Origin of the sequence: Burkholderia sp. RS01 (genome assembly GCF_039748055.1) — a bacterium.
Taxonomy (GTDB): Bacteria; Actinomycetota; Actinomycetes; order Actinomycetales; family Micrococcaceae; genus Arthrobacter.
The window spans coordinates 108,906-134,061 of the sequence record NZ_JBDLAK010000016.1 but is presented as its reverse complement, the minus strand read 5'-3'; the positions used below and the strand labels follow the sequence as shown (position 1 = coordinate 134,061).

Annotated in this window: 17 protein-coding genes and 1 rRNA gene; 10 read left to right on the top strand and 8 right to left on the bottom strand. The window is 66.4% G+C overall.

Annotation, left to right across the window (positions count from 1 at the left end):
- The first annotated feature begins 177 nt into the window (after nt 1-177).
- The 5 genes from rrf to ABFP37_RS15585 all read left to right on the top strand — a co-directional run bounded on the left by rrf (nt 178) and on the right by ABFP37_RS15585 (nt 5,847).
- Nucleotides 178-294, top strand: a 5S ribosomal RNA gene (gene rrf / locus ABFP37_RS15605).
- A 461-nt stretch (nt 295-755) separates the two neighbouring features.
- Nucleotides 756-1,043: an HU family DNA-binding protein gene (locus ABFP37_RS15600; RefSeq protein ID WP_056625601.1), complete on the top strand. Its 288-nt coding sequence runs from the start codon at nt 756-758 to the stop codon at nt 1,041-1,043.
- 119 nt (nt 1,044-1,162) lie between these two features.
- Nucleotides 1,163-3,358, top strand: coding sequence for a cytochrome c oxidase assembly protein (locus tag ABFP37_RS15595; protein ID WP_347034096.1), 2,196 nt, complete (start codon nt 1,163-1,165; stop codon nt 3,356-3,358).
- Nucleotides 3,358-5,358: an NHL domain-containing thioredoxin family protein gene (locus tag ABFP37_RS15590; protein ID WP_347034095.1), complete on the top strand. Its 2,001-nt coding sequence runs from the start codon at nt 3,358-3,360 to the stop codon at nt 5,356-5,358. Before ABFP37_RS15595 ends, ABFP37_RS15590 begins: the two co-directional genes overlap by 1 nt.
- Before the next feature lie 186 nt (nt 5,359-5,544).
- Nucleotides 5,545-5,847 carry a type IV toxin-antitoxin system AbiEi family antitoxin domain-containing protein gene (locus tag ABFP37_RS15585; protein WP_347034094.1) on the top strand — a complete coding sequence of 101 codons (303 nt, stop codon included), beginning with the start codon at nt 5,545-5,547 and terminating at the stop codon, nt 5,845-5,847.
- A 159-nt stretch (nt 5,848-6,006) separates the two neighbouring features.
- Here the strand turns inward: ABFP37_RS15585 and ABFP37_RS15580 are convergent, their stop codons facing one another.
- Nucleotides 6,007-6,999, bottom strand: a complete 993-nt coding sequence (locus ABFP37_RS15580) for a hypothetical protein (protein ID WP_185982367.1) — start codon at nt 6,997-6,999, stop codon at nt 6,007-6,009.
- A gap of 128 nt (nt 7,000-7,127) precedes the next feature.
- A complete protein-coding gene (locus ABFP37_RS15575; RefSeq protein WP_078026917.1) occupies nt 7,128-8,828 on the bottom strand; it encodes a helicase HerA-like domain-containing protein in 1,701 nt (566 codons plus the stop codon).
- Nucleotides 8,829-9,004: 176 nt separating this feature from the next.
- Between ABFP37_RS15575 and ABFP37_RS15570 the strand changes: the two genes are divergently transcribed.
- The 3 genes from ABFP37_RS15570 to ABFP37_RS15560 all read left to right on the top strand — a co-directional run bounded on the left by ABFP37_RS15570 (nt 9,005) and on the right by ABFP37_RS15560 (nt 14,584).
- Nucleotides 9,005-9,994, top strand: a complete 990-nt coding sequence (locus tag ABFP37_RS15570; RefSeq protein WP_078026918.1) for an LLM class flavin-dependent oxidoreductase — start codon at nt 9,005-9,007, stop codon at nt 9,992-9,994.
- 410 nt (nt 9,995-10,404) lie between these two features.
- Entirely contained in the window at nt 10,405-11,727 is a 1,323-nt protein-coding gene (locus ABFP37_RS15565; protein WP_347034093.1) for a hypothetical protein, read from the top strand.
- A 229-nt stretch (nt 11,728-11,956) separates the two neighbouring features.
- A complete protein-coding gene (locus ABFP37_RS15560) occupies nt 11,957-14,584 on the top strand; it encodes a bifunctional trehalose-phosphatase/glycoside hydrolase family 15 protein (protein WP_078026920.1) in 2,628 nt (875 codons plus the stop codon).
- 37 nt (nt 14,585-14,621) lie between these two features.
- Here ABFP37_RS15560 and ABFP37_RS15555 read toward each other — a convergent pair whose 3' ends face one another.
- From ABFP37_RS15555 to ABFP37_RS15540, 4 genes are all read right to left on the bottom strand, one after another.
- A complete protein-coding gene (locus ABFP37_RS15555) occupies nt 14,622-15,752 on the bottom strand; it encodes an FAD-dependent oxidoreductase (protein WP_078026921.1) in 1,131 nt (376 codons plus the stop codon).
- Nucleotides 15,753-15,777: 25 nt separating this feature from the next.
- Nucleotides 15,778-16,704 carry an AEC family transporter gene (locus ABFP37_RS15550; RefSeq protein ID WP_078026922.1) on the bottom strand — a complete coding sequence of 309 codons (927 nt, stop codon included), beginning with the start codon at nt 16,702-16,704 and terminating at the stop codon, nt 15,778-15,780.
- 136 nt (nt 16,705-16,840) lie between these two features.
- The gene (gene panD, locus ABFP37_RS15545) at nt 16,841-17,257 is read right to left on the bottom strand and encodes an aspartate 1-decarboxylase (protein WP_347034092.1); all 417 of its coding nucleotides are present in this window, start codon (nt 17,255-17,257) and stop codon (nt 16,841-16,843) included.
- 71 nt (nt 17,258-17,328) lie between these two features.
- Nucleotides 17,329-18,261, bottom strand: a complete 933-nt coding sequence (locus tag ABFP37_RS15540) for a LysR substrate-binding domain-containing protein (RefSeq protein ID WP_078026924.1) — start codon at nt 18,259-18,261, stop codon at nt 17,329-17,331.
- Nucleotides 18,262-18,415: 154 nt separating this feature from the next.
- Here ABFP37_RS15540 and ABFP37_RS15535 point away from each other — a divergent pair, with 154 nt between their 5' ends.
- On the top strand, nt 18,416-19,876 hold the full coding sequence (locus ABFP37_RS15535) for an amino acid permease (protein WP_078026925.1): 1,461 nt from the start codon (nt 18,416-18,418) through the stop codon (nt 19,874-19,876).
- A gap of 313 nt (nt 19,877-20,189) precedes the next feature.
- A complete protein-coding gene (locus ABFP37_RS15530) occupies nt 20,190-23,723 on the top strand; it encodes a bifunctional proline dehydrogenase/L-glutamate gamma-semialdehyde dehydrogenase (RefSeq protein ID WP_347034091.1) in 3,534 nt (1,177 codons plus the stop codon).
- Nucleotides 23,724-23,827: 104 nt separating this feature from the next.
- On the opposite strand, the gene ABFP37_RS15525 is transcribed toward ABFP37_RS15530, so the two are convergent.
- Together ABFP37_RS15525 and ABFP37_RS15520 are read right to left on the bottom strand one after the other, a co-directional pair.
- Nucleotides 23,828-24,166, bottom strand: a complete 339-nt coding sequence (locus tag ABFP37_RS15525) for a hypothetical protein (protein ID WP_347034090.1) — start codon at nt 24,164-24,166, stop codon at nt 23,828-23,830.
- A gap of 107 nt (nt 24,167-24,273) precedes the next feature.
- On the bottom strand, nt 24,274-25,128 hold the full coding sequence (locus tag ABFP37_RS15520; protein ID WP_078026927.1) for a LysR substrate-binding domain-containing protein: 855 nt from the start codon (nt 25,126-25,128) through the stop codon (nt 24,274-24,276).
- Nucleotides 25,129-25,156 lie beyond the last annotated feature (28 nt).

The window sequence follows — 25,156 nt, the reverse complement described above, 5'->3', positions numbered from 1 at the left end:
TAAGAAGAAACAAGACTGCTTGCGTCCACTATGTGGTTCCCAACCAACAAACCCGCACCACCGGTTTGTTGCACAGGAACCAACAACTACATAACAACACCACACCTGCCCCTTCACCGGGCAGGGATGTTGTAACCACAAATTTCCCAACCCCCAAAAGGGTACGGGAGCAAGGGTTACGGCGGTCATAGCGTGGGGGAAACGCCCGGTCCCATTCCGAACCCGGAAGCTAAGACCCACAGCGCCGATGGTACTGCACCCGGGAGGGTGTGGGAGAGTAGGTCACCGCCGGACAACCATTACACGGTCGAGAGCCCCAACCACACGGCTGGGGCTCTCCCGCATTTAACCCCCGCCCCGCCCCGCCCCGCCCCAACCGGCGCAGCCCGCCGGTTTCGCGCAAGCCCAACCAACGCGGCCCGCCGGTTTCGACAGTCTCAACCAGCGGCCGGCCGCGTTTCGGCAAGCTCAACCGGCGTGGCCAGCTGGTTAGTGGCTCAACCGATGCACGAGGTGCCGCACGCTGAAAACCGTGCCGCCGCCGTCGGGCCTCACCGTAGTGAGGCCTTAACATCGTCCGCTATGGGCGGAATTCGGTGGAAAACCCCCGAAAATTCGGTGATTTAGGTCAAAAAGTCGCGGAAACACGCGGAATTTGCCCCCCTCACGGGTGCAAGCTGGTAAGTTTTCGAACAGTGGCTTGTACGCATGCCGTGTGCAGGCTCCAGAAATCCAAAGCGTCCAGGAGGACATAAATGGCTAAGAACCGTAGTGAACTTGTTGCAGAGGTAGCAGGCAAGGCCGGCACCAGCCAGGCAGCCGTCAACTCCGTGCTCGATGCACTGTTCGAGGTTTTCGAATCTTCCGTCGCCTCCGGCGAGAAGATCACCATCCCGGGCTGGCTCGCAGTTGAGCGTACCGACCGCGCAGCCCGCACTGGCCGCAACCCGCAGACCGGCGAAACCATCCAGATCGCAGCAGGCCACAGCGTCAAGCTGACCGCCGGCTCCAAGCTGAAGGCCGCTGTCTCCAACAAGAAGTAGTCTTCTCGACAGCTCCGGCGGGGCGGCAACCACCCGGTGGCCGCCCCTCCTGCTTTTAAGGCCCGATTCGCCGTAAGCACCGATTCGCCGCCCGGGCAGCGGTAGCGGACAATGGATAAGTGCCCTCAGCAGCAAAATCCCGTATCCCACAGCCTGCGCCCGATCAGGGAACTCAGAGCCAGGCTGACGCCGCCCTCGGTATTCCTCGGCCCTGGCAGTTGGCCGGCCTGGCCGCCCTCTTCCTAGGGCTGGCGGCCGCGTTGCTGTTCTCCGGCGCTGCGGCGGCCCGCGAGGTGTCCGATCCCGGAGCACTGGTGCGCTGGGGCCTCCCTGTCAGCAAGGCAATCCACAACATCTCGCTGGCCACGGTGATCGGCGGGCTCATATTCGCTGCGGGCATCCTGCCGTGGAAGCTTGGCGGCTCGCGCACCAAGGATCATGACGCTCCCGAGCACCCGGCCTTCGCCCGCGCCCTTGCCATCGCGGCGGCCGCCGGTGTGGCCTGGACCCTGTCAGCGATCGCCGTGCTGGTGCTCACCTACGCGGACGTGGCAGGGCAAGGTATTTCCGGGGACGCCGAATTCACCAGGGCCCTGGTCTACTTCATGACCGACATTGAAACCGGCCGGGCCTGGCTGGCCGTCACCATCATCGCCGCCGTGGTGACCACAGCCCTGTTCGGTGTGCGATCCCTGACAGGCTTGGCGCTAACCCTGGTGCTGGCGCTGATCGGCCTGGTTCCGACCGCTCTGATCGGGCACTCCTCAAGCTCGAATGACCACGAGGGCGCCATCAACTCCCTCGGCCTGCACCTGGTGGGCGTCAGCGCCTGGGTCGGCGGCATCATCATGCTCGCGCTGCTTTCCGGCATCCTGGCCGGCGCCCGGAACTCGGCAGGCACGCGGAACGGTGCCGGCAAGCAGGCCATCCAGGCATCCCAGCCCGGCGGCCCCGCCGACATCACCGAACCGACGCTCCGGCGTTTCTCCTCCCTGGCGGGGTTCGCGTTCGTGCTGGTCTTCGCCTCGGGCGTGATCAACGCCAGTGTCCGGGTGACCAGTTGGGCCGACCTCTTCGGGTCGCCCTACGGCCAGCTGATCCTGGCGAAGACTGCCGCCGCCGTGGTCCTCGGCGGCATCGGCTTCATGCACCGGCAGTGGATCCTTCCGCAGCTGGGACGCAAGGGCGCAGCCATGTCCTCGCGCCGCGTGCTGTGGCAGCTGATCCTCATGGAACTGCTCATCATGGGAGCCACCTCCGGTATCGCCGTAGCTCTGGGCCGCTCCGCGCCGCCCGAGCCGACGTCGTACGCTCCGAACGCCTCTCCGGCCTTCATCCTGTCCGGCTACGAGCTGCCCCCGGAGCTGACGCCGGCACGCTGGCTCTCCGAGTGGCGCCTCGACTGGCTGTGGATCGCTGTGGCCCTCTTTGGGCTCGTGTCCTACTTCCTCGGAGTGGCCAAGGTCCGTGCCCGCGGCGACAAATGGCCATGGTTCAGGTCCATCAACTGGGTGATCGGGCTGCTGGTGCTGACCTACATAACCTCCGGGCCGCCGTCGGTCTACGGGCGTGTGCTGTTCTCGGCGCACATGGTGGACCACATGGCGCTGACCATGGTGGCGCCGCTCTTCCTGGTCCTCGGCGCCCCTGTGACGCTCGCCCTGCGCGCCCTCCCGGCCAGGACCGACGGCTCCCGCGGACTCCGCGAATGGGTGCTGCTCTTTGTGCACTCGAAGTTCTCCCAGCTGGTCACGCACCCGCTGTTCGCGGCGGCCAACTTCGCTGGCTCGATTGTGCTGTTCTACTACTCCGATGCCTTCGGCTTCGCGATGCGCGAGCACGTGGGCCACGAGCTGATGAACCTGCACTTCGCGCTCACCGGGTACATCTTCGTGCTCAGCATGATCGGCACCGACCCGCTGCCGCTCCGGGCACCGTACCCGCTGCGTCTGGTGCTGCTGCTGGCCACCATGGGCTTCCACGCCTTCTTCGGCGTAGCCATCATGGGTGGCACCAACCTGCTGGCCGCAGACTACTTCGGCAACCTCGGCCGGGCCTGGGGACCGTCCGCGCTCCTGGACCAGCAAATGGGCGGGGCCGTGGCCTGGGGCATCGGCGAAATCCCGACCCTGCTGGTGGCAATCGGCGTCGCCATCATGTGGTCCAGGTCCGATGAACGCGAGACCCGCCGCACCGACCGGGCCGCGGACAGGAATAACGACGCCGATCTCACCGCTTACAACGATATGTTTGCCAAATTGGCTGAACGCGACGCCAAGCTGGCTGAACGTGACTCAAAGCTGGAAGGACGCTGATGAGCGAAACCGTACGCACCCACCACCGGGTCCGCGCCTCCGAACTGGTCGGCCGCAACTGGCTGAACACCGGCGGCAAGTCCCTGGACCTGGAAGCCCTGCGCGGAAAGATTGTCCTCCTGGACTTCTGGACCTTCTGCTGCATCAACTGCCTGCACGTGCTGGATGAGCTCCGCCCGCTGGAGGAAAAGTACTCCGACGTCCTGGTCACGGTGGGCGTGCACTCGCCGAAGTTCGAGCACGAGGCCGATCCCGTGGCCCTTGCGGCCGCCGTTGAGCGCTACGAGATCCACCACCCGGTCCTGGACGACCCCGAGCTGGACACCTGGAAGGCCTACACGGCCCGCGCCTGGCCCACGCTGGTGGTCATCGACCCCGAGGGCTACATCGTGGCCCACCTCTCCGGAGAAGGCCACGCGGACGGCCTCGCCGTGCTCATCCCGGAACTCATCGCCGAACATGAGGCGAAGGGGACCCTGCACCGCGGCAACGGCCCTTATGTGGCGCCGGAGCCGACGTCGGGCACGCTGCGCTTCCCGGGGAAGGCCCTCTACCTGCCGGCGGGGCGGGGCTCCATTGCCGGACAGCCCGACGGCGGTGCTGCCGCCGCCGGATCCTGGCTGGTCACCGATACCGGCCACCACCGCCTGGTGGAGCTGGACACCGATTTCCACACCGTGCTGCGCACCTACGGCTCCGCGACCAAGGGCTACGCCGACGGCCCCGGCGCTGCACAGGACTCCGTCGAGCCGACCGTGCAGTTCAACGAGCCGCAAGGCCTTGTCCTGCTGCCGGAAGACGTGGCAGCGAAGACGGGCTACGACGTCGTGATTGCCGACTCCGTCAACCACCGCCTCCGTGGACTGTCGCTCGCGGAGGGCACCGTCACTACACTCGCTGGCAACGGCGTGCAGCGGCTGCTGGAGACCGGCCCGGCCCGCGTGGACGAGGACGCCGCCGGCTTTACCGGCCGCCTCAGCGAGCAACCGCTGGAGGTTTCCCTCAGCTCGCCCTGGGACGTGGTGTGGTCCGCCAAGCTCAACGCCGTGGTGGTTGCCATGGCCGGCGTGCACCAGATCTTCAGCCTGGATCCGCTGAACGGGGCCGTGTCGATCATCGCCGGCAACGGCCTGGAGGGCCTCTTGGACGGCCCGGCCCACGAGGCATGGTTCGCGCAGCCTTCCGGCCTCGCCGAGGATGCCGACGGCAACGTCTGGGTGGCGGACTCGGAAACCTCCGCGCTCCGCAAACTCGTGATTGACGACGACGGCACGGTCACCGTTGAATCCGCCGTGGGCAAAGGACTCTTCGACTTCGGCTTCCGCGACGGCGAGGCTTCCGAGGCGCGCCTGCAGCACCCGCTGGGCGTGACGGTGCTGCCGGACGGCTCCGTGGCCATCGCCGACACCTATAACGGGGCGGTGCGCCGCTACGACCCCGCCACGCGCACCGTGTCCACGCTGGCACGCGGCCTGTCCGAGCCTTCCGATGTCATTGTGGACCACACCCAGGTGGCCGGCTCCGAGCCGCTGCTGGTGGTGGTGGAGGCCAACAAGCACCAGCTGGTCTACGTGCCTATTCCGAAGGAAGCCCAGCAGGTGGACGAAGGCGCGGTGCAGACGCACCGGCCCAAGAGTCCTGTGGCCGCGGGGCCGCTGGAACTGACCGTCCGCTTCACGGCGCCGACCGGCCAGAAGCTCGACGACCGCTGGGGCGACCCCACGCAGCTGAAGATCTCCTCCACCCCGCCCGAGCTGCTGGTGTCCGGCGGCGGAACCTCCGTAGGTCTGCTCCGCACTCTGGAGCTGTCCTCCGACGTTCCCGAGGGCGTGCTGCACATAACGGCCCGCGCGGCAGCCTGCGACGGCCCGGAAACCGAGGACGGGGAGATCCCCGACCACGCGGCGTGCCACCTGTACCAGCAGGACTGGGGCATCCCGGTGGTGCTGCAGGCGGACGGCGACACCGAGCTGGTGCTGGACCTCCGCGGCATGGACTAAGGTCCCTACCCCTCTTCACGCATGCTTAAGTGGCCCGGTTTTCGACCCCCGAGGGTTGAATTCCGGGCCATTTCCGTTGCTGCCGGGGTCAAAGCCGGGCCAGTTGCGCACGGCGCCGGCGCCGGGCTTGTCCACATAGCCCAGTTTGGCCTGTGCGCGGGCCGGGGTGGCGGACATTGTGGGCTTATGGACCCAACGGACATCCTCAAATCGGCCGGCGACGTATTGCTCACCCGGGACGTGCTGGCCAGGGGCTCCTCCGAGGCCGCCCTCCGCCGAGCCATCCGGCACGGCGACGTGGTCAGGCTGGAACGGGGCCTGCTGGCCGTCGCCGGAGCCGACCCGGAACTCGTGGCCGCCGGACGTTCCCGGGGCCGGCTCACATGCGCCTCGGCCGCCCCGAGGTACGCCCTCTGGCAGTTGCGTCCTGCAGCCCGGATGTCCTGCTCCACGCGCTCCTGTGCCGGCCGCCCCTGGAAGCGCTGGTGATGGTGGAATGCGCCCACAACTGGCTCGCGGCTCGCTCCGCTGGCCGCAGCCGGACCAGCCCGGTTATGGAGTCGCCAGCCGGCTGCAGGGGCAGTGATTTCCGTCGCGGGAGCCTGAAAACTGGGCCACTCCGGGCAGCCAAGGCCAGGGTCGGCGGCCTTAGAAGCTCAGGAGCGGAGTGACCTTGATGGTGTCGCCCTCGATGTCCAGGCGCGTGGTGAAGCTGAAGTCGTGGACCACGTTCAGGGCCGAAACCGCACCGGTAAAGAGGTCCACCTGCTGTGCGGTGATTTTGGCCTTGCCGTCCAGCGGTGCAACCACCCATTTGCCGTCGAACGGTTCAATGCTGATCTTCGGGTACTCGGTGATGCTCCACTTGATGGTCCCGTCCACCACCCGGTTGTTGGTGGCGTGGTAGAACGGGCAGTCAGGCTGAAGCCTTTGCTGCTTGTCTGCCTCCGCGGCGCACTTGTCAAGGAATTCCTTGACCCGGGTGGACACGGCTTGGTTCAGCTCATCCGTTGCCTGGGTCAGGAGGTTCAGCGGTGCCGTGGGGGAGTCCCGCCCGGATACGGTGGCGCTGGTGGCCGGCGCCGAGAAGAACTGGCCGTTCAAGGAGGCCTGGTACTCGCCGGGGTAGAACACGGCGAATGAGTTGCGGCCGCCGGGCATGTTCACCGGCACACCGTTGACTGTGGCCTCGGTGGAGTTCACCACAGTGACGTCCACCGTGGGCAGCGGTGCGGGCACGAATGCCCATTTGTGGAAGAACAGCCATTCAGTGCCGGTGCTTTCGAGCAGGAACTCGGTGTGCAGCTGGCTTCCGTCGATGGTGTAGTCCATGGGCACCATGACCCGGTTGCCGGTGCGCGCTACGGCGTCGCCGAGCTTCACGTTCGTGATGCGTGAGGCGGACGTCTGCAGCGCCGTGCCGTCGAGCATGGCGGGGTCGGCGTCCGGCACGGAAGCGCGGAGCAGGCCCAGGGCGCGCTCGCCCTCACCCTTCTGCAGGGCCTCGAGATATTCGCGTATTGGCTGCTGCGGACTGGCCACCGAGTTGTTCACAAGGTTGACCGAAACGATGGCTCCGACCACGGCAAGCATCAGGCCCAACAGCCACCCGGCCGCGGTCCTCACCAACGCTTGACTCATCTGCACGCACCTTACGTTACCTGCTAGTGCCGCGAACACAGGAGTAAGGGGCGCCGCCATGACGCCGGGAGGGCGCGAAAAAACGCCCGACGGCGGGGTGTCACCGCCCGGCCGGGCGGGCAGCGGCGCTAGCGGCGGCGCCGGGACGAGGTGCCGAAAACGCCCCGGAGGAGTTCCCTGCCCAGCTGGGTTCCCATTGACCGGACCATGCTCTTCAGCCCTCCGCCGAGGGCCCCGCCCAGGGCGCCGGTGATGTCCTCCATCATGCCGCCGCCGGCAGGGGGAGCGGAGCGCGGCGCGGGCGCGGACGGCTCGCGCCGCCCGGGTGTGGGCCTGCTGCTGGGCCGTCCCAGGATCTCCTCTTCGATGCGGCGGGCATCGGCGTCGACTGCCTGCGTGTCCAGGCTGCCGGGAACGAAAACGCCTGCGGAGGGAACCGGAGGCTGGCCCGGTGCTGCGGCGCCCGTGGAGGCGGCGGACTTGCCGGAAAGTTTCTCGTACGCGGAGATGTTGTCCACGGCGGTGCCGTACTTGGTGAGCAACGCCGAGTGCGCCACCGTGCCCTTGATCAGCTCATCGGCGCTGGGGCCCATGAGGGACTCCGGTGCGCGCAGGCGGGTCAACGCCACGGGCGTGGGCGCGCCCTTCTCGTTCATCACGGTGACCACCGCCTCGCCAATGCCGGCGGAGGTGAGTGTCTCCTCGAGGTCGTAGTCGCTGATCGGGAACGTGGAGACGGTGGCCTTGAGCGCTTTGGCGTCCTCCGGCGTGAACGCCCTCAGTGCGTGCTGTATGCGGTTGGCGAGCTGGCCGAGGACGTCGGCGGGAACATCCTTCGGTGTCTGCGTGACAAAGAAGATGCCCACGCCCTTGGAACGGATGAGCCGGACCGTGGTGGTGATGGCTTCCAGGAAGGCCTTTGACGCGTCATTGAACAGCAGGTGGGCCTCGTCGAGGAAGAACACGAGCTTGGGCTTGTCGAGGTCGCCGGCCTCGGGCAGGTCTTCAAAGAGGTCCGCCAGCAGCCACATCAGGAAGGTGGAGAAGACCATGGGCTTGGTCTGCAGGGTGGGGAGCTCGAGGCAGCTGATGACGCCGCGCCCATCGGGGGCCGTGCGGAGGAGCTCCGCGGTGTCGAACTCGGGCTCGCCGAAGAAGCGCTCCATGCCCTGCGCCTCGAGGGTCACCAGCTCGCGGAGGATGACGCCGGCAGTGGCCTTGGACAGGCCGCCCAGCTCCTTGAGCGGCTCCTTGCCCTCATCCGACGTGAGGAACTGGATGACGGAGCGGAGATCCTTCAGGTCGATCAGTTCGAGGTTGTTCTTGTCGGCGAAATGGAACACCAGCTGGAGGCTGGACTCCTGGGTGTCGTTGAGCTCCATGATCCGGGAAAGCAGGATGGGCCCAAAGGACGTGATGGTGGCCCGTACAGGGACGCCGTTGCCGTCCGCTCCGAGGGCCAGGAACTCCACGGGAAACGTCTTGCCGGCCCACTGCTGGCCGATGCTTTCGGTGCGCGCGGTCAGTTTTTCATTCCCGGGGGCGGCGGTGGCGAGGCCGGACAGATCGCCCTTGATGTCGGCCAGGAAGACCGGCACGCCCGCGGTGGAAAGCTGCTCGGCCATCATGTGCAGCGTGACGGTCTTGCCCGTGCCCGTGGCGCCCGCCACGAGCCCGTGCCGGTTCATCATGGACAGCGGGAGCCGGACCGGGGCGTCCTTGTGGAGTTCGCCGTCGACGATGGCGGCTCCCAGCTCGATGGTGGTGCCCTCCAGGACATAGCCTTTTTGGATTGTGGCGACTTTATCTGCAGTGGATTTGTTGGCCATGCCGCAAGCTTAGCGGCGGCCTGCCGCCCGGCGGCAGGGAACACGTGGTGAAAGTGTGGACAGCGTCACCCGGCCCCGCAGAAATAAGCCGGGAGCCGCCGTCGTTGTCAAAAGCGTGCCGGGGACCATTTACGGTCCCGGCCCGCCATGCCCCGCAACGAAAGGCCGGCTCCACCGTGACTGTTCCCCTCTCCATCCTTGACCTTGCGACCATCGGCAAGGGCCAGACAGCGGCGGAGAGCTTTGCCGGCAGCGTCGCCATGGCCCAGCTTGCGGAGAAACTCGGTTACCGGCGGGTCTGGTACGCCGAACACCACAACATGTCCTCGATCGCGTCCTCTGCCACGAGCGTCCTGATTGCGCACGTCGCGGCGAAGACGGAGACCATCCGGCTCGGGGCGGGCGGGGTGATGCTCCCCAACCATTCGCCGCTCACCATTGCCGAACAGTTCGGGACGCTGGCTACCCTGCATCCGGGACGCATCGACCTGGGGCTTGGCCGTGCCCCGGGCAGCGACCAGAACACCATGCGGGCGCTCCGCCGGGATCCCCAGTCGGCGGAGACCTTCCCGCAGGACGTCCTGGAACTGCAGGGATACCTGAGCGGCCCCACGCGCATCCAGGGTGTCGAGGCAACGCCGGGCAAGGGCACCAACGTGCCCCTCTACATCCTGGGGTCCTCGCTGTTTGGGGCACGGCTGGCCGCGCAGCTGGGCCTGCCCTTCGCCTTCGCCTCCCACTTCGCGCCGAATGCGCTGCAGGACGCCGTGGCCATCTACCGCCGGGAATTCCAGCCGTCCGAGCAGCAGGCCACGCCGCACGTCATCGCCGGTGTGAACGTGATCGCCGCCGATTCGGCACCGGAAGCACAGGACATGTTCCGGGCCACGCTGCGCGCCCGCGTCTCGCTGTTTTTCGGTGGCGGGAGGGAATTCACGGACGACGAAGCCGACATGGTCCTCGATTCCCCGCAGGGGCAGCACGTGTCCCAGATGATGAAGTATTCGGCGGTGGGAACGCCGGACGCCGTGATGGAGTACGTGGACGGGTTCGCCAAGCACGCCGACGCCGACGAGCTCATCGTGGCTCACCAGAGCACAGCGACGGAATCGCGTCTCCGGTCGGTGGAATTACTGGCCGAGGTTGCTGGCCTGGCGCGCGTTTAGCCCTCCAATAGAAATATTTTTTAGGGCCTCCGCGCGCGGCATCCGAGGCATAAACCTGCAGGTCAGGGTGCACTGGGTAGGAATGTGCACCGGGTTAATACGGGCTCAAATTAGCGCCATTCAACCGATATCTTTTGACTTCTACGCCGGGCAGAACTTAGCGTTAACATCGCAAGGTCTCAATTTGCTTCGGTAATGGGCGTTACCCCGCCCGCAATTCCGGGTGCTTTAAAGCTTCTGCAAAAGCAAGTGCAGATGCTGTGGCTAGCTGGTCCAATGTAGCGACGTCAAGATCACTACACCTGACAACCTCAACCGCGTGCGGTTGAGGTTTTTCGGCGCGCCTGATTCAGAAATCCACCGGATGGAATGCGCTCAGCTCCGTTCACAATCAGACCCAGGTAGAAATTATGAAGATCAAATCCACCGTTGCAGCCGCACTCATGACATTCCTCATGGTCAGCGGGCTGGTTGCAGGCTTCTCCGCCCCGGCCTCGGCCGCGGGCACCACCTACTACGTTAGTGCCGCAGGCAGTGACAGCAACGCGGGCACGTCCAGCGCGGCCCCCTGGAAGTCCCTGACGAAGGTCGGCCAGGCCGTCCTCAAGCCCGGAGACACCGTCAGTTTCCGCAAGGGCGACACCTGGACCGGGGGCATCGTGACCGCCCAGAGCGGCACCTCCGCGGCACCGATCACCCTGAACAGTTATGGAACCGGGAACGCCCCCACGGTGACCGGCGGCAAGTCGGGCAACTGCATCAGGATCAACGGAAGCTACACCACGGTTGACGGCCTGCGTGCCGTCGCCTGCGGTTACGCGGGATTCAGTCTCACCGGGGACCGCGACGTTGTGCGGAACTCCAGTGCCTCCAACAACGCCGTCGGCCTCAAGATCGGCGCCGGCTCCGATTTCGGCAAGTACACGGGGAATTCACTGACAAACAATAACGTCATGAATGTGAATACCCCCGGCACGAATTGTGGAACAGCGTCCGCGGTGAACTGCAGCGACGACTCCGGTGCCTTTGGCGTGCTGATCAACGGCAACGACAATGAGTTTTCCGGCAATACCGTCAGCGGTTCCACAGGGAAGTCCTACGACTTCAACCAGGACGGCGGCGCCTTCGAAATCTACAACGGCAACCGCAACAACATTCACCACAATGTGTCCGTGGACAATAACAACTTCTCCGAGCTTGGGAAGTCCTCCGGTACTGCGGACGGCAACATGTACCGCTACAACCTGGTCCGCTCAACCTGCGGAGCCAGCTGCTCCGAGGCCAAGGGGCTGATCGCCCGCGGAACCGGAACTTCCTTCGGCCCCACCAACGGCACGGTCTTCGAGTTCAATACGGTGTATCTGACCGGCTCGGTGTCCGAGGCTGTTGTTTGCCACGCGACCTGCCCGTCCTCAACCGTGGTCCGGGCCAACATCCTCGTCGGGGTCAAGAACGCCCTGTACATGAACGGTTCCGGCTGGACCGAGAAGCAGAACGTCCTCAACGGCCCGACGAACATCACGCCAAACAGCACGTCTACCAAGGCGCCGGCAGGATTCGTCAGCGCACCGACCGACTTCCACCTGACCAGCACCAGCCCGGCGATCGACCGGGCCGGGACCACCGCCTATACGCTCGACCTGGCCGGCGCTCCCGCCACCATGAACGGCGACTGCGCGGGAACCGCGGCTGCTGATTCGGGCGCCTACGAGTTCGATTCGCCCGCCTGCTAGCTTCAGGCACCTGCACCAAGAAATTTCCGGTCCGCCCGGGTCACGTTCGCTGTGGCCCGGGCGGATCTTTCTGTCCGTGCTGACGTTCCTGGCGCGGTGATTTTCAACAGCGTTACATTCCCGCAACGCCGGGGCTATTCTGATGTAACGACGGCACAGGAAACTGGGGGTAAGTCCCTCGCCGGACTTTTCTCGCGCATCATTGGGGATTATCCGAAGGACGTCGCCTGTGCCTACTCCGCTCAACCAGACCGTGGCCGATTCTGCGCTGCTGACAAAGTCCCTGCCCCTGGGCCTGCTGAGGGCCTTCGTCCAGTCGGAAGCCGCCGACGACGGCCTGACCCCCCAGCTGCTCGCCGAACTGAAGATCCTGGCCCGCACACCAACCCTCCTGGTGGCCTGCAATTACGGCGGTACCCTGTGCGCCGCGGAGGGGATTTCCACCGAAACGCTGCCGTTGGGCAGCGCCGCCATAGCGCTGCGTGCCCTGGCCGCGCTGCCGAATACGCATGCGGCGGTCATCTCCGGGAGGTCGTTGCGCGATCTGGCGGCAGTGTCCAGGCTGCCCGCCGAGGTGCATCTGGTGGGCTCGCACGGAGCCGAATTCGACATGGGATTCGCCCACGGGCTGTCCCTGGCCACCGAATCCGTGCTGCAGCAGGCCAACCAGGCCCTGATCGAATCCGTGGGCGCCTACAAGGGGATCAGCATCGAGCGGAAGCCGGTGGCGGTTTCGGTGCACACCCGGCCGGCGTCCGCGGCGATTACCGCCAAGACGGCGAAGAAGGCCGAGGAGGTGGCCCGTGCCCTGGGACTGTTCTTCATCGTGGACGGATCGGTGCTGGACCTGTCCGTGGTGGAGCCCTCCAAAGCCCCCGCCCTTGAACACCTCCGGTCAAGGCTCGGGGTCAGCGCGGCGCTGTACGCCGGGGACGCCCTCAGCGACGAACTCGCCATGGCCACCCTCCGGGGCCCGGACATGGGGCTGTGGGTCGGCAACCAGCCGAGCCAGGCAAAGCACCGGCTGAAGGACCCCGAGTCGTTTGCCCGGGTGCTGGCAATCCTGTTTGAACTGCGGCGCGCCTGGCTGTTCGGCGAGGATGCCGTAGGGCTGGAGCGGCACTCCATGATCGGCAACGGCTCCTCCACGGCGCTGCTGACACCCGAGGCCAAGATCTGCTGGATGAGCCATCCCCTGCCGGACTCGGGCTCGCTCTTCGCGCATATCCTGGGCGGGGATGCCGCGGGCCATTTCTCGGTGGAACCGGTCAAGGCCTCGCAGGTGCTCGGCCAGAGGTACGTGGACAGCACCATGATCGTGGAGACCCGCTGGGCGGACGTCACGGTGACGGACTACCTCGAGCCTGCCCCTGACGGGATCACCAGCCTGGTCCGCGTGCTGTCCGGAACAGGGGCGGCGCGGATCGTGTTCGCACCCCGGCCCGACTACGCCAACGCACCGTTTAGCATGGAAGCCCGCGGCAACGAGCTGCACGTCGTCGGCACCTCCGATCCCATCGTCCTGCTGGCCCCCGGCGTCAGCTTCGCCATCACCTCCGACGGGCGGCACGCTACGGCGACAGCCGACGTCAACCTGAAGAACGGCCCGGTGGTCCTTAATCTGCGGTGCGGTGACACGGAGTCCCGTCACTCGCACGGAACGGACGAGGCGGACCGCCGTTCCGCCGTCGCGCATCATTCCCGCCGCTGGGTGCAGGGCCTGGTGCTGCCGTCCGTGAAGCCCTCCCTGGTGCGGCGCTCGGCCCTGGTGCTGCGCGCGCTGGTGCACGAGCCCACCGGCGCCGTGCTCGCGGCGCCCACCACCTCGCTGCCCGAGGGAATCGGCGGCACCCGCAACTGGGACTACCGCTACTGCTGGCTGCGGGACGGATCCATGACGGTCAACGCGCTGGTGGACCTGGGGTCCACGGCGGAGGCTGAGGGATTCCTCGGCTGGCTGAGCCGGATCCTGGCGAATGCGCCGGGCCCGGAGTGGCTGCATCCGCTCTACTCGGTCACCGGCGCGCCGCTCTCCACGGAGGCCATCATCGAAAGCCTGCCCGGGTATGCGGGCTCGCGGCCGGTGCGGATCGGTAACGCCGCGGACCACCAGGTCCAGCTGGACGTGTTCGGTCCCATCGCAGAACTGATCCATGCGCTGAGCACGTCGCAGGGATCCCTGGCGCCCGCGCACTGGGACCTGATGGTGCAGATGGCGAGTGCCGTGCTGGCGCGCTGGCATGAGGCCGACCACGGCATCTGGGAGGCGCGCCGCGCACCGCGGCACCATGTCTACACCAAGGTGATGTGCTGGGTCACGCTGGACCGGGCTCTCCGCACCGCCGCCCGGCTCGGCCGGGATCCCGAACCGTCCTGGGCTCCCATGGCCACCATTATCCGGGACGAGGTGCTCCGCGAGGGCTGGGACGACACCGCCTCGTCCTACACCGTGGCCTACGACAGCCCCGACCTGGACGCGGCGGTCCTGCACATCGGGCTGTCCGGCCTGCTCGACGTCAACGACCAGCGGTTCCTGGACACCGTCACCGCCGTGGAGCGGGAGCTCCGCGTCGGTCCCACCGTTTTCCGGTACCGGTACGACGACGGCCTGCCGGGCCTGGAGGGCGGCTTCCACATCTGCACCACGTGGCTGATTGAGGCGTACGTGGCGGTGGGCCGCATCGCGGAGGCCTGGGACCTGTTCGACCAGTTGGTCAACCTGTTCGGACCGACGGGGCTGCTGCCGGAGGAGTACGATCCGGGCACCGAGACCCATCTGGGCAACCACCCGCAGGCCTACTCGCACCTCGGCTTCATCCGCTGTGCCCGGCTCCTGGAACAGCACCAGCGGGCGTAGGTCCGGGACGCGCGCAGGGTGTTCCGGCTGCTACGCGCTAGCGGAGTCCTGCGCGGGTGGCGGAGAACATGGCCGGGGCCGGACCGTCCCCGGCGGCGAGGTCGGCCAGGATCCTGCCCACCACCGGCGTGAACTTGAAGCCATGGCCGGCGAAGCCCGCGCCGATGACCACCGGTCCGATGCGGTCCAGCACGAAGTTGTGGTCCGCGGCGGTGGTGTAGGTGCAGCTGATGTCCGCCATGTCGTCGGCATCAACGCCGGGCAGCCAGTCCCGGGCGTAGCGCTGGAGTGCGGCCCGCTGCCGGGGTTCGGGCTGGAACGAGCGGCGGTCCGGGTCCACCACCGGCCCCACGCCGTGCCATCCCGCCTTGACGCCCTCGCCCGGGGTGAGCATGCCGTAGACGGGCGAGTACCAGCCGGCGTAGCCCTCCCCGGACCCCGGGAAGTGGTTGAATCCGGGCCAGGCGGCGCCGCCGTCGGAAACGCCGAAGTGCGCAGGCTGCTCCTGGGTCACGGTGAGCCTCGGCACGGCCACCGTGCCCGCGAGCAGCTTGGACGTCCAGCCGCCGGCGGTGACCACCGCCTGGCGGGCTGTCAGCACCTCGGTGCGGCCGCCGTCGTCCACGGTGAGCCGCACGCCGTCGTCGAGAATCTTGAGTTCCAGAACCGCCGCATGGTGGCGGATCGCGGCCCCGTTTGCGGCGGCCAGGCGCTGGAGGGCCGGCAGCGCCGCTTCCGGATTGAGCTGCCCGCCGTCAGGCATGTACAGGACCTGCTGATCAAACCGGATGCCCCGCCAGCGCTCGCCGGCCTCGGCCAGCGGCACAAAATCCGCCTGCAGCCCGGCGCCGGCCAGCGCCGCGTGAATATCGCTGAGCCGGGGGTCGGGGCCGTGGTTTACGACGCCGGTGCGCGCCAGCAGCTGCTCCCCGCTCTCGTTTTCGAGCTCACCCCAGAGCTTGAGCGCCTCGGCCAGCATGGCGACGTACTCCGGCTCTGAATAGGCCAGGCTGAGGTTCCGCGTGGCCCCGTGCGAGGCCCCGATGCGGTGCCCCGGGCCGAACTGCTCCAGCAGGGTCACGTCCCGCCCGCGCCGGGCCAGCGCCCACGCCGCAGCGGAGCCCATGGCGCCGCCTCCGATGACTACGGTGTCCAGGGTTGGGTTCACGGTTCCTCCGAATCGGGGTGGGTTCTCACGCCAGGAGCAGGGCCACGCCGATCATGGCGGGGACGGCTACGACGGTGGTGACGAGCACGGTGTCCTTGGCGACCGTGAGGCCGGTTTTGTACCGGCTGGCCGCCACGAAGACGTTCTGGGCGGTGGGCAGGGCAGAGGTCACCACGACGGCGAACAGCGCCTGGCCCTCGAGTCCCAGGGCGAAGCGGGCAAAAATGTAGGCGATCGCCGGGTGGACGACGAGCTTGAAGGCGCTCGCAAGCAGGGCGTCAACCCGCCGTCCTTGAGCCGCCTGGAGCGGCCTGGAACCGTTCAGGCTCATGCCGAACGCCATCAGCATGGCCGGAATGGCGGCGCCGCCGATCAGGTGGATGGGTTGCAGGACCAGCGCCGGGACCTGCCAGCCGGTTCCGGCCACCGTCAGGCCAAGTGCGGAGCCCACGATCATCGGGTTTTTGAGGATCATCAGGACGAAGCGGAGCGGGGTGGTGCGGTGCGAGCTCGTGGTGGAGTCGAGGGCCATGAGGAACAGCGGCGTGAAGAACGCCAGCTGGAAGATCAGCAGGGGAGCCACATAGCTGGCGTCGCCGAGGACGTAGACGGCGATCGGAATGCCGAGGTTGGCGGAGTTCGCCAGGGAGGCGCTCATGGACGACATGAGCGATTCGGGCACGCTGCGCTTGAGCAGGAACCTGACAATGATGAAGAACAGGGCTGCAGTGGCCACGGCCCCCACCGCCGTCACCAGCAGGGGAGCGGCGAAGACGTCGTGGAGCCGGGCCTTGCTGAGCGTCTCGAAAAGCAGGGCGGGGCTGGCCACAAAGAAGGTCAGCCCGCTCAGGACCTGGCGTGCGTTCTCACCGAGGATGCCTCTCCTGCCGACGAACATGCCCACCAGGATGATGCACCAGACGACGAAAAAGCCCGCCAGGACGCCTAGCATCCGGGCGTCTCTGAAGGCTGGGGTTTACAGGGGGTGGCGTCCACCATCCCAGCCTAATCAGATTTATTCGGCGAAGGATGAGCTTGTGGCAGGGATCTCGCTATTCGGGCGGCCTGTTACGCGAAGTCCTGCGGCCTCAGCTGCACGTGGCGTTGTTCAGCGCGAACGGCGGGCGCATGAGACCGGCAGTGTGGCCCTCCGCGGGATCGTTGCCGATCTGGACAATCTTGTTGTCCTTGTCCACGTGGACCACTTTGGGCGTGTAGGCCTTGGCCTCATCCGTGGTCATCTGGGCGTAGGTGATCAGAATGACGAGGTCGTTCTCGTGCATCAGGTGCGCGGCGGCGCCGTTGATCCCGATGACGCCGGAACCGCGCTCGCCGGCGATGGTATAGGTCTCAAGGCGGGCGCCGTTGGTGACGTCCACAATGGCCACGAGCTCGCCAGGCATGATGTCGGCAGCGTCCAGCAGGTCCAGGTCTACAGTGACGGAACCCACGTAGTGGAGGTCCGCGTGCGTGACAGTGGCGCGGTGGATTTTGGACTTAAACATTGTGCGATTCATAACGTGAACAGTCTAACGCCGGGCTAGCCGTATGGCTGTGAGCCGGAACACTCCGGCCGCTACCCTGCTCCCGCGTCCGATTCTTCCTGGGCGGCCGCGATGGAGGCGGCTGTCGCCGCGAGGATCTCGCGTGCGGCGAGGATGGCTGGCCGCTGTGCGCTGGACCGGCGTACCGAGGTGAAGACCGTCCGGCGGGGTTTTCCCGGTAGCTCCATCAGCTGGGCGGTGGTGCCGCGGCCGGTCCACACGAGGTCCGGCATCAGCGCGACGGCATTTCCCGACTCGATCAGGCGGATCTGGGCCTGGAGGTCTGCCGTTTCGAAGCGCACGTCCGGTTCGAAGCCGGCGCTCCTGCACGCCTGTTCGGCCCAGTGGCGGGAGGCTGCGCCGCGCGGCTCCATGACCCACGGCATCTCCGCTGTGTCCGCGAGGGACGTGACCTTGGCCCTGCCCTCCGCCTCCGGCGGCACCGCGAGCCGGATGGCATCACTCGTCAGGCGGACGCGGTCCAGTTCCGGATAGCGGGGCGCCGCGTGGCCCGGATACTGCTCTGCAATAACGAGGTCGAAGTCCCGCGCCCACGTCTCGTGCAGGGCCGTTTCCGGCTCGCGCTGAATCATTTCGATCCGGACCTCCGGGTAGGTGCCCGTCATCCGGGTGAGGGTGTCCGGCATGAGCGCCAGGGCCGCGGACTGGAAAACTGCGATCCGGACCGTGCCCGAGACCGTGGTGAGTGACGCAGCCAGATCCGCCTCGGCCTGCTCGAGCGTCTCGAGAAGCTGCGCGGTATGGGCCACGAGGACCTCGGCCTGGGGAGTCAGCTGAACCCTGCGCCCGGTTTTCCTGAGCAATTCGACCCCCACTTCCTTCTCAAGAAGGGCCAATTGCTGGGAAACTGAGGACGGACTGTACTGCAGGGCTGCGGCCACCTCGGCGAGCGTGCCCCGGATCTTCAGCTCGCGGAGCAGTCTCAGGCGGCGGACATCGAGCACTGGCTGTTCCTTTGGGTAAAGCGAATGAGTGGATGAACTGACGAATACTATTCAGAAGTATTCACTTTATCTAATGCAATGTTGCTTGCATACTGATCAGAGTTACCCCCATCACAGGGCGGATGATGGGGCCGCATCTAAGCAGGAGTCCCTGATGACCATTAAAGATCCCACCCAGTCTGTGATGCGGCGCAAGCCCATTGATGACATCGAAGTAGAGAACAAACACAGCGGGCTGTTCAAGTCCCTTGGGCTGTGGCAGCTCACGGCCATCGGCGTCGGCGGCATTATCGGTGTCGGCATCTTTTCGTTGGCCGGGCTCGTGGCCCACGGCAGCGAGGACACCCCCGGCGTCGGGCCGGCCGTACTGTTTTCCTTCCTGATCGCCGGCCTGGCGTCGGCGGCCGCCGCGCTCTCCTATGCCGAATTTGCCGGCATGATCCCGCGCGCAGGCTCGGCCTATACGTACGGATACGTCGCCCTTGGGGAGGTCATTGGCTGGTTCATCGGCTGGGACCTTCTTCTGGAGTACATTGCCATTGTGGCGGTGGTGGCCATCGGCATCTCCGGCTACTTCGACGCCTTCTTGTCCGGAATCGGGATCCATATGCCCGCCTGGATGACGTCCACGGTGGACGAGGGCAAGGGCGGAATCGTCAACATTCCCGCGATCATCGTCTGCCTTATCGTGACCTGGATCCTGTCCCGCGGCACCAAGGCGTTCGGCCGGTTTGAACTCGTGGCCGTGGCCATCAAGGTGGTCCTGATCATTTTCATCATCGGATTGGGCATCTTCTACGTCGACACCAACAACTACAATCCGTTCATGCCGAGCGGCTTCGGCCCCGTGGTGGCAGGTTCGGCCACCGTGTTCTTCGCCGTGTTCGGCTACGACGCCATGAGCACCGCGGCGGAAGAGGCTACCGACGGCAAGAAGCACATGCCCAAGGCCATCATCCTCTCCCTCATTGTGGCCATGCTCCTTTACGTGGCTGCCACTTTGGTGCTGACCGGGATGCAGAATTACCAGGACATCGACCCTAAGGCCGGGTTCGCATCCGCCTTCACCTCGGTAGGGCTGCCCGTGATCGCCACCATCATTTCCGTTTTTGCGGTCCTTTCCATCCTCACGGTGATGCTGACGTTCCTCCTGGGTGTCACCCGCGTCTGGTTCTCAATGAGCCGCGACGGCCTGCTCCCGGGCTGGTTCGCGAAAACGGACCGGCACGGCACGCCGCAGCGCGTCACCTGGATCGCCGGCATCACTTCAGCTTTCCTGGCGGGAGTCTTCCCCATTAAGGAGGTCGCGGACCTGACCAACATCGGCATCCTGGCCGCGTTCGTCGTCGTCTGCCTCTCGGTCATCATCTTCCGCTACAAGAAGCCCGACGCCCCGCGTACCTTCCGGCTCCCGCTGATGCCGTTGGTGCCGGCCTTCGGCATCCTGTCCTCCGGCTTCCTCATGACCCAACTTCCCTTCGCCACCTGGGTGCGGTTCGCCATCTGGCTGGTCATCGGCCTGGCCATCTACTTCGGCTACGGACGCAAACACTCGCTGATGAACCCGAACAGCCCGCGGCATGAAGAGGCCGTGGAGATGCACACCCCCGTGTAACCAGCTGCTGTCTAAATGAGTTGCGCACTCTCGACGACGGCGATGCCACCTCCGTCCGGCTCCGACAGGCCCGATGCCACTCCCTGGGCGGCATCGCCGTCGTCTTCACTGCCAGCCATCGCCACCCGGTTTCCGCCGGGTGGCGATGGTGTTTAAGGGGGACTTTGCCCGATTTTCCGAACGTTCGGGCGGGAATTTGAGTGTTCGGTTTTTCTAACCTGTATTGCTCAGAAAAGATCGCTTTATCTTATGTTACTGCAGGCTCATACTGATGAGTGAGACGGTCCCCACCAGTGAAAGAACGAGTAAAGCTATGACCAACACCGCAACGGATCACCGCGTTTCAGGCAAGGATGCCGCTGAGACCGGCGCCGTGGCTCCCCGCCCGGCAGTCTCCGACGTCGCCGAGGCTACGGCCCTGTCCGGCGAAGCCATCGCACTCGTGCGCCGCTGGCTGACCGAGGCCGCCAAGGTCCCGGTGGACGCCTCCGCTGAGCAGCTCGCCGGCGTCCTCAAGGACCCGAACGGCCTGGAGTTCACTGTCGGTTTCGTGGACGGCGTGGTCCGTCCGGAAGACCTGCACGTGGCCGCCCGCAACCTCGCTGCCCTTGCCCCGAAGGTTCCCGCCTTCCTGCCGTGGCACATGCGCAGCGCCGTCCGGCTCGGCGGCACCATGGCCCCGGTCCTGCCGCAGGTGGTCATCCCGATCGCCCGCCGCGTCCTCCGTGAAATGGTGGGCCACCTCATTGTCGATGCCACCGACGCCAAGTTGGGCCCGGCCATCGCCAAGATCCGCAAAGACGGCATCAAGCTCAATGTGAACCTCCTCGGCGAGGCAGTCCTCGGCGAGCACGAGGCGTCCCGCCGGCTCGAGGGCACCCACACGCTGCTGGCCCGCCCGGATGTGGACTACGTGTCCATCAAGGTCTCCTCTACCGTGGCGCCGCACTCGGCCTGGGCCTTCGACGAAGCCGTGGAGCACGTCGTCGAAAAGCTCACCCCGCTGTTCGCCCGCGCCGCCTCCTTTGCCGCCGGCGGGCAGAAGGCCAAGTTCATCAACCTGGACATGGAGGAGTACAAGGACCTGGACATGACCATCGCGGTCTTCACCAGGATCCTGGACAAGCCGGAGTTCAAGAACCTCGAGGCCGGCATCGTGCTCCAGGCCTACCTCCCGGACGCCCTGTCCGCCATGATCCGCCTGCAGGACTGGGCCGCCGCGCGCCGGGCCAACGGGGGAGCCGCCATCAAGGTCCGCGTGGTCAAAGGCGCCAACCTGCCCATGGAACAGGTGGAATCCTCGCTGCACGACTGGCCGCTGGCCACGTGGGGCACCAAGCAGGACTCGGACACCAACTACAAGCGGGTCATCAACTACTCGCTGCACCCGGAGCGGATCCGGAACATCCGGATCGGCGTGGCCGGCCACAACCTCTTTGACATCGCATTCGCCTGGCTGCTCGCCAAGCAGCGCGGCGTGGAATCCGGCATCGAGTTCGAGATGCTCCTCGGCATGGCACAGGGCCAGGCCGAAGCCGTCAAGAAGGACGTCGGCTCGCTGCTGCTCTACACCCCCGTGGTGCACCCGGCAGAGTTCGACGTCGCCATCGCGTACCTGATCCGCCGCCTCGAAGAGGGCGCCAGCCAGGAAAACTTCATGTCCGCAGTCTTTGAACTCAGCGAGAACGAGGCACTGTTCGAGCGCGAAAAGCAGCGCTTCCTTTCCTCCCTGGCAGAACTCGACGACGAGGTTCCGGGGCCCAGCCGCCGGCAGAACCGCAGCCTCCCGGCAGAGCCCATGCCGCACGACGGTTTCCGGAACACCCCGGACACGGACCCGTCCCTGCCCGCCAACCGCGACTGGGGCCGCGCCATCCTGGGCCGCGTCGCAACGTCCACGCTCGGCAACGCCGCCGTGGAGGCCGCCACAATCTCGGACGCAGCCACCCTTAACACGGTGATCGAAACCGCCGTCGAAAAGGGCAAGGCGTGGGGCGCACTCTCCGGCTCCGAGCGCGCCGAGATCCTGCACCGCGCCGGCGAAACCCTCGAGGCCCGCCGTGCGGACCTGCTTGAGGTCATGGCCAGCGAGACCGGCAAGACCATCGACCAGGGCGACCCCGAGATCAGCGAGGCTGTGGACTTCGCCCACTACTACGCCGAGTCGGCACGCAAGCTCGACGACGTCGACGGCGCCACGTTCGTTCCGGCGAAGCTCACCGTGGTGACCCCGCCGTGGAACTTCCCGGTGGCCATCCCCGCCGGTTCCACCCTCGCGGCGCTCGCCGCCGGCTCCGCCGTCGTCATCAAGCCCGCCAAGCAGGCACGCCGCAGCGGTGCCGTGATGATCGAGGCGCTGTGGGAGGCCGGCGTGCCCCGCGACGTGCTGACCATGGTGCAGCTGGGCGAACGTGAGCTCGGCCAGCAGCTGATCTCGCACCCGTCCGTTGACCGCGTGATCCTCACCGGCGGCTACGAGACAGCTGAGCTGTTCCGGTCCTTCCGCAAGGACCTTCCGCTCCTGGCCGAGACCAGCGGCAAGAACGCCATCATCGTTACCCCCAGCGCGGACCTGGACCTGGCAGCCAAGGACGTGGCCTACTCCGCGTTCGGGCACGCCGGGCAGAAGTGCTCGGCCGCGTCGCTCGTGATCCTGGTGGGCTCCGTTGCCAAGTCCAAGCGGTTCCACAACCAGCTGATCGACGCCGTGACGTCCCTCAAAGTGGGCTACCCGGAAGACCCCACGAGCCAGATGGGCCCGATCATCGAACCCGCGAGCGGCAAGCTGCTCAATGCCCTCACGACGCTCGGTGAAGGCGAGAACTGGGCCGTCGAACCGCGGAAGCTGGATGGCACCGGCCGGCTGTGGAGCCCCGGCGTCCGCCACGGCGTGCGGCGCGGGTCCTACTTCCACCTGACCGAATTCTTCGGCCCGGTCCTGGGCGTCATGACGGCGGAAACCCTCGAGGAAGCCATCGCCATCCAGAACCAGATCGAATACGGCCTCACCGCCGGCCTGCACTCCCTCAGCGCGGACGAGCTCGGCCTGTGGCTGGACACCATCCAGGCCGGAAACCTCTACGTCAACCGCGGCATCACCGGGGCCATCGTGCAGCGCCAGCCCTTCGGCGGCTGGAAGAAGTCCGCAGTCGGCGCCGGTACCAAGGCGGGCGGCCCCAACTACCTCGCCGGCCTCGGCGACTGGACCAGCAAGGAAAGCACGCAGGGCTCAACGGCGCGCATCTCCAGCCCCGGCGTGCGGCGCCTCGTGAATGCCGTAAACGGCGAGTTCGACGCCGCAGAGCTGGACAAGCTGCAGCGGGCGCTGGGCTCCGACGCCCTGGCCTGGGCGGACGAGTTCGGCGCCGCCAAGGACGTCTCCGGCTTGGCCGCCGAGCGGAACGTCTTCCGGTACCGTGCCCTGCCGGTCACCGTCCGGCTGTCCGACGGCGAACAGCTCCCGGCGCTCGTCCGGACAGTAGCCGCCGGCGTGCTTGCCGGATCGCGGCTGACGGTCTCCACCGGCGTCGAACTCCCGGCGCAGTTGCGGGCGGTGCTGACCGGCCTGGACATCGCCGTCACGGCGGAGGACGATGCCGCGTGGCTGGCCTCCGCGGGCAGGCTCGCGGCTGCCGGCAAACTGTCCGGCGCCCGCATCCGCCTGATTGGCGGTTCGGCGGCGGCGCTGGCCGAGGCAACGGGCGGCCGCCCGGACCTGGCCATCTACGCGCACCAGGTCACGGAGGCTGGCCGCATCGAGATGCTTCCGTTCCTGCACGAGCAGGCCGTCAGCATCACCGCGCACCGCTTCGGAACGCCTAACCACCTGTCCGATTCGCTGATCTAGCCTCCATGCGGGCCTAAGGCGGGCAGAACAATGGGCGGGCACCATCCGGTGCCCGCCCGTTAGTTTGCTGGCGGAATGTGCTCGTGCAGCTTAATCGTGCAGTTTTAGCCCAGGTACCAGCCGGGCGGAGCCCAGGACGCGGGGACGCTGTGAGCGGAAAAGTCCTCGCACCGTGTGCAGGTGTAGGCGACTTCGCCCAGCGTCCTGACGGTGCCGTCATGGCGGTACTTCGGCGGAATGAACGACTCGAGGTAAACGAACTCGTCTGTTCCGCACTTTTCGCAGTTGGGCTTGCCGACATATTCCGTGTCGACGGTCATAGAGTGGCGCGTCATAGGGTGGTGGGTCGTAGAGTGGTGCGGGATGTGGCGGTGGTTTGCGGCTGTGGTCACGGCGTACCTATCCCGAACAGTGCGGGCGTCGTTGCCTGGCAAGTTCGTCATCGAAACCTTATTGTTATCAGCCGCTTCATGACCTCCAACAGAGCCAGCATAGGCCCGCTGCGAACGGTTATCAATGATTTTTCGTCCGCACCCCGGACTGGCGCGGCTCAAACCGGCTTCTTGAGCGTCCTTCCCATGATGGCCTGGGTCAGTGCATCGATGACCTCGGCGTTGGCCAGCGGGTTCCGAATCAGGGTGAAATCGACGTCCCCCACCGGCGGCAGCTCGAAACGGCGCGTGATGATTTTCAGGTCTTCGGGCACCAGCGATGAGGGCATGACCGCCACTCCGATGCCCGCGCGGACGGCCGCCAGTACGCCGCTGATCTGCTTGGTGGTGCACGTGATGCGCCAGGTCCGGCCCACGGATTCGAGGGCGTCGATGGCGAGTTTCCGGCTCAGGCTGGGCGACGGGTAGGCGATCAGCGGAACCGGTTGGCCGGGCTCCAGGGTGGTCTGCTCGAGTCCCACCCAGGAAAACGAATCATGCTGGACTACCGTGCCGTCCTTGGCCCCGGCCACCCATTTGACGAAGACCAGGTCCAGCTGACCGGAGTTGAGTCTCTTGTACAGCTGGTCGCTCTGGCCGACCGTCAGCTCCAGGTTGATCTGCGGATAGATCTGCCGGAACTCCCGCAGGATGCGCGGAAGTCCCGTGATGGCCAGGTCGTCCGCGGTGCCGAACCGCAGCCGGCCGCGCATGGCCGAACCGGAGAAGTACCGCGCGGCGGCGTCGTGGGCCGCGAGGATGCTGCGGGCGAACCCGGCCATCGCGTCGCCGTTGTCCGTCAGCCGGACGTCCCTCGTATCGCGGGTGATCAGCATCCGCTTGGCCGCCGTTTCGAGTTTGCGCACATGCTGGCTGACGGTCGGCTGGGCGAGACCCAGCCGGTCCGCGGCCTTGGTGAAGCTCAGCGTTTCGGCGACGGCGAGGAACGATCGGAGCTGCGCCGGTTCGAACATGCGTCCTCCTGGGTTGCGCCCCGAGCAG